Source organism: Mesorhizobium sp. M7A.F.Ca.CA.002.09.1.1, from assembly GCF_003998555.1.
GTDB classification, from domain to species: Bacteria; Pseudomonadota; Alphaproteobacteria; order Rhizobiales; family Rhizobiaceae; genus Mesorhizobium; species Mesorhizobium ciceri.
Window position 1 is genome coordinate 1 of the sequence record NZ_RZRR01001198.1, and the last position, 1,350, is coordinate 1,350.

3 protein-coding genes are annotated in these 1,350 nt (G+C 65.4%); 1 reads left to right on the top strand and 2 read right to left on the bottom strand.

Annotation, left to right across the window (positions count from 1 at the left end; translation table 11 throughout):
• Window positions 1-376 (top strand): SGNH/GDSL hydrolase family protein (locus EN994_RS31740; protein WP_164746428.1); only part of this gene is annotated, 376 nt, incomplete at its 5' end.
• 20 nt (window positions 377-396) lie between these two features.
• On the opposite strand, the gene EN994_RS31745 is transcribed toward EN994_RS31740, so the two are convergent.
• Both EN994_RS31745 and EN994_RS31750 read right to left on the bottom strand, forming a co-directional pair.
• Window positions 397-576, bottom strand: coding sequence for a hypothetical protein (locus EN994_RS31745; RefSeq protein WP_032809263.1), 180 nt, complete (start codon window positions 574-576; stop codon window positions 397-399).
• A gap of 96 nt (window positions 577-672) precedes the next feature.
• A partial coding sequence (locus EN994_RS31750; protein ID WP_164746429.1) for a ring-cleaving dioxygenase occupies window positions 673-1,350 on the bottom strand: 678 nt, incomplete at its 5' end.

Here is a 1,350-nt window from a genome sequence, read left to right on the forward strand (position 1 = left end):
GACGCATATCGTGCTGGCCATCGGCACCAACGACACCAAGAATTTCCACTCCGTGCCGCGCTTCAAGAAGGAGTTCGGTGGCCTGCTCTACGGCCTGCGCGCCAAATGGCCGGAAGCGCGCGTGGTGTGGTCGCCGGTGCTGGAGTTCACGCGGGCGCCAGCCATGCCGCCGCTGCTCGGAAAGATCCTTGAGATCCGCGCCACCGACATGAACCGGATGGGCGAACGCCTTTGCCTGGAGCGCGGCGCGGTGCCGGCGCCGCGCCTGCCGATCACCAATCCGGAAGCCGGCTTTGCCTCGGACGGCTTTCACGCCTCGGAAGCAGGCTACCGGGCCTGGGCCGAGCATCTGGTCGGCCCGGTGCTTGGCCATTGAGCAGCGACGACAAGTGCGTCCTACGTCAAATGCCCGAGCACGGCCGCCAGTGAAATCGCGGCCATGGCGAGCAGTGCCAGCTTCCAGAAATCACCGCGTCGCTTGAGGCCTGGCCAGCCAAGCGGCTTGATCAGTTGAATGACCATGAAACCGGCGATGACAAGGGCGAGGAATTTCGTCATGCCGCCTTTGACCAGCAACGCGCCCGGCTGTCAAAGCACGTCGTTCATTGCCTGAGAAAGAACGGACGCCGGGATCCCGAACCGGAACGCGGCGCCCTTTGACCGGCAAACGATCTACTTCAGCGGCTTGAGGCCAGCCTCGATCGAAGCGCGCTTCGGTTCGAGGAATGGCGGCAGGGCGAGGCTTTCCCCCAGCGTTTCCAGCGGCTCGTCGGCGGTGAACCCCGGACCGTCGGTTGCGATCTCGAACAGGATGCCGTTCGGCTCGCGGAAGTAGAGCGAACGGAAATAATAGCGCTCGACCTCGCCGCTCGACGGCAGCCGGAACTCGGCCAGCCGCGCCGTCCATTGATGCAGCGTTTCCTGGTCCGGCGCCCTGAAGGCAACATGGTGAACCGCACCGGCACCTTGCCGTGCCGGCGCCAGTCCCGGCTGCACCAGGACATGCAGCTCCGCCGCCGGCCCGCCCTCGCCCATTTCGAAGACGTGAACCTGGCCCTCCGGCGAGGCATAGTCGCGCGCCTTGCGCATGTTCATCACCGTGGTCACCACCGCCTCGGTGTTGGTGATGTCGGGAACGCTGATGACGATCGGCCCGAGCCCGCGGATCTGGTGCTCGGCCGGTACCGGGCTTTGCGCCCAGGGATGGCTGCCGCCCTTGCCGCCATCGCTGACCAGGCGCAGACGCTGGCCCTCGGGATCTTCGAAGTCCAGTGACGCATAACCGCCGATGTCGCCGATCTCTCCTGTTGCCAGGCCTTCGTCGGTCAAGTGTTGCTTCCACCTGTCTCT